Annotated in this window: 1 tRNA gene and 2 rRNA genes; all 3 read left to right on the forward strand. The window is 48.8% G+C overall.

From position 1 onward, the window contains the following. Window positions 1-390 precede the first annotated feature (390 nt). The 3 genes from AB2J24_RS19660 (at window position 391) to AB2J24_RS19670 (ending at window position 3,890) form a co-directional block, all read left to right on the forward strand. Window positions 391-3,187, forward strand: a 23S ribosomal RNA gene (locus tag AB2J24_RS19660). Window positions 3,188-3,455: 268 nt separating this feature from the next. Beyond that, window positions 3,456-3,570: ribosomal RNA gene (rrf, locus tag AB2J24_RS19665) — 5S ribosomal RNA — on the forward strand. Between the two features lie 243 nt (window positions 3,571-3,813). Then, window positions 3,814-3,890 (forward strand) — tRNA-Met (locus AB2J24_RS19670). Window positions 3,891-4,123 lie beyond the last annotated feature (233 nt).

Genomic DNA, 4,123 nt, shown 5'->3' on the forward strand with positions numbered 1-4,123 from the left:
TATTGAAAATTGTGAAGAGAAGATTTGTCTGGATTTAATCATCCACTCAAGGCTGATAATTTATTATTGGTTCCGGGTGATTAATTGCTGCTCAAGCCTGATTATTGTGTCGGATGACATATATGAAGGATGGTTCATGTTGCCTGACCGCGCATGACTGGACTTATCTCAAGAAGCTGGTCTTAATCAGTATTAATGTGGCTAGATGCTCGGCGTATCTAAGCCCTTTTTGGTGGTCTTCGACTTTATAAAATCTTTGATTTTATGTCTCAGAGCTGTTTGGTTCTGGGTTTTAGTTGTTTGTCCGATCAAAACATTATGCTGGACGCGCTAGTGGCATTTATTGACGCCTCCCCTGAGGTGCAACAAATGGGCATTAGCAATGAGAATAATCAAGTGACTTAAGGGCATTTAGTGGATGCCTTGGGATGCACAGGCGATGAAGGACGTGATACGCTGCGAAAAGCGTCGGGGAGGTGCGAATAACCTTTGATCCGATGATATCCGAATGGGGAAACCCACCTTAGATATCTAGAAAATTTAAGGTGTTCTTAATTGAACATCTTATCTTTCTAGATATCGAAATAAGGTATCTACACCTGAATAAAATAGGGTGTAAGAAGCGAACGCGGGGAACTGAAACATCTAAGTACCCGTAGGAAAGGACATCAACCGAGACTCCGTAAGTAGCGGCGAGCGAAAGCGGATCAGGCCAGTGGTTATAGAAAGAAAAGCGGAAGCGTCTGGAAAGTCGTGCCGTAGTGGGTGATAGCCCCGTACGCGTTAATCGATCTATAATCCTCGAGTAGGGCGGGACACGTGAAATCCTGTCTGAACGTGGGGGGACCACCCTCCAAGCCTAAGTACTCGTGCATCACCGATAGCGAACCAGTACCGTGAGGGAAAGGTGAAAAGCACCCCGACAAGGGGAGTGAAATAGTACCTGAAACTGGATGCCTACAAACAGTGGGAGGCCGCAAGGCTGACCGCGTACCTTTTGTATAATGGGTCAACGACTTAGTGTAGCAAGCAAGCTTAAGCCGATAGGTGTAGGCGTAGCGAAAGCGAGTCTTAATAGGGCGATAGTTTGTTGCATTAGACCCGAAACCAAGTGATCTAGCCATGAGCAGGTTGAAGGTTGGGTAACACCAACTGGAGGACCGAACCCATACACGTTGCAATGTGTCGGGATGACTTGTGGCTAGGGGTGAAAGGCCAATCAAACTTGGAAATAGCTGGTTCTCTGCGAAATCTATTTAGGTAGAGCGTCAATCGAATACTCCGGGGGGTAGAGCACTGGATGGGCTATGGGGTCCCAACGACTTACTGATCCTAACCAAACTCCGAATACCCGGAAGTACTAATTGGCAGACACACTGCGGGTGCTAACGTCCGTAGTGGAGAGGGAAACAACCCTGACCTCCAGCTAAGGTCCCAAAGTCATGGCTAAGTGGGAAAGGATGTGAGAATCCCAAAACAACCAGGATGTTGGCTTAGAAGCAGCCATCATTTAAAGAAAGCGTAACAGCTCACTGGTCTAAATAAGGGTTCTTGCGCCGAAAATGTAACGGGGCTAAAGCCATGCACCGAAGCTGAGGGCACTATTTATAGTGCGGTAGCAGAGCGTTCTGTAAGCCTGCGAAGGGATACCCGTGAGGGATCCTGGAGGTATCAGAAGTGCGAATGTTGACATGAGTAACGATAAAGGGAGTGAGAGACTCCCTCGCCGAAAGACCAAGGGTTCCTGCTTAAAGTTAATCTGAGCAGGGTTAGCCGGCTCCTAAGGCGAGGCCGAAAGGCGTAGTCGATGGGAATGCAGTTAATATTCTGCAGCCTGGTGGTAGTGACGGATCTCGTAAATTGTACATTCTTATTGGATTGAGTGTGCAGTGAAGAGGTTCCAGGAAATAGCTCCACCGTATAGACCGTACCCCAAACCGACACAGGTGGTCAGGTAGAGAATACTAAGGCGCTTGAGAGAACTATGTTGAAGGAACTCGGCAAATTGCACGCGTAACTTCGGAAGAAGCGTGACCCCTTTTTACGCAAGTAGATGGGGGTGGCACAAACCAGGGGGTAGCGACTGTTTATCAAAAACACAGGGCTCTGCGAAGTCGCAAGACGACGTATAGGGTCTGACGCCTGCCCGGTGCTGGAAGGTTAAGAGGAGAGGTGCAAGCCTTGAATTGAAGCCCCAGTAAACGGCGGCCGTAACTATAACGGTCCTAAGGTAGCGAAATTCCTTGTCGGGTAAGTTCCGACCTGCACGAATGGCGTAACGACTTCCCCGCTGTCTCCAACATAGACTCAGTGAAATTGAATTCCCCGTGAAGATGCGGGGTTCCTGCGGTCAGACGGAAAGACCCCGTGCACCTTTACTATAGCTTCACACTGGCATTCGTGTCGGCACGTGTAGGATAGGTGGTAGGCTTTGAAACTTGGACGCCAGTTCAGGTGGAGCCATCCTTGAAATACCACCCTTATCGTCATGGATGTCTAACTGCGATCCGTTATCCGGATCCAGGACAGTGTGTGGTGGGTAGTTTGACTGGGGCGGTCGCCTCCTAAAGAGTAACGGAGGCGCGCGAAGGTAGGCTCAGACCGGTCGGAAATCGGTCGTTGAGTGCAATGGCATAAGCCTGCCTGACTGCGAGACTGACAAGTCGAGCAGAGACGAAAGTCGGTCATAGTGATCCGGTGGTCCCGTGTGGAAGGGCCATCGCTCAACGGATAAAAGGTACGCCGGGGATAACAGGCTGATGACCCCCAAGAGTCCATATCGACGGGGTTGTTTGGCACCTCGATGTCGGCTCATCGCATCCTGGGGCTGGAGCAGGTCCCAAGGGTTTGGCTGTTCGCCAATTAAAGCGGTACGTGAGCTGGGTTCAGAACGTCGTGAGACAGTTCGGTCCCTATCTGCCGTGGGCGTAGGAATATTGATGGGATCTGCCCCTAGTACGAGAGGACCGGGGTGGACGTATCTCTGGTGGACCTGTTGTTGCGCCAGCAGCATAGCAGGGTAGCTATATACGGAATAGATAACCGCTGAAGGCATCTAAGCGGGAAACTAACCCAAAGACGAGTATTCCCTGAGAGCCGTGGAAGACTACCACGTTGATAGGCTGGGTGTGGAAGTGCAGTAATGTGCGAAGCTTACCAGTACTAATAGCTCGATTGGCTTGATTGTTCTCATTGCTTATGTTCATTTTGCAAAGCAAAATGTCTCTTTAGTGGTTTAAAACGTGCGAGAAGCTTGTGCTTCACGTGTGTTTTAAACTGATAAGACAGAGATATCTGCTTGTAGAAAAACATTAGCGATAACGCCGAAACTCCTGAAATATCAGGATTACTAGTTTAACGTCGCACGTTGAGCCCATAGGGCGAAGCGCTAGACTTAAACCAACAAAAAAGGGATTTATCCCGCCAGCTTCTTATATAATCATTCCTTTTGCCGACCTGGTGGTCATGGCGAGGTGGCTGCACCCGTTCCCATTCCGAACACGGCCGTGAAACGCCTCAGCGCCGATGGTACTTCGTCTTAAGGCGCGGGAGAGTAGGTCGCTGCCAGGTCTGCAAAAGGAATGTTTAATCTTCTCACAATCAACAATACAAACTATTACCAAACCCAGAATATCATTGGATCCTACCAATAACTTCGCTTTGGGTGAGGTCGAAAATGCTTGTTTAACGTCCCACGTTACGCCCGTAAGGCAAACTGAAAGACTTAAACCAACTAGATTGCATCTCTCTCGTTATCTTTGCTACGCAAAGTTAACTGGCGAGGCAGCGCCAAAGCCTCTTCGAGGCCATTGTCGCGGGATGGAGCAGCCCGGTAGCTCGTCAGGCTCATAACCTGAAGGTCGTAGGTTCAAATCCTACTCCCGCAACCAAAGCTTTTTATCAACGATAAAAAGTCATCATCTTAGCTAAGTAAACCGAACTTAGCGCGGCAGATTATTGGCAGAGCCAATGATCGAGAGCCTTCTTAAAAACTCCTATAAAATTGAGATACTACATAACCAGATGTAGAAATAAACCAACAGCGACAATACGTTACCCTAGTAACGTATGAGAGCTATGGCACATAACTTGCCCAATTAGCCCGTCAATTTGACGGGCTTTT

The sequence above is a fragment of the Lentilitoribacter sp. EG35 genome (assembly GCF_040784015.1).
Classification (GTDB): domain Bacteria; phylum Pseudomonadota; class Alphaproteobacteria; order Rhizobiales; family Rhizobiaceae; genus Lentilitoribacter.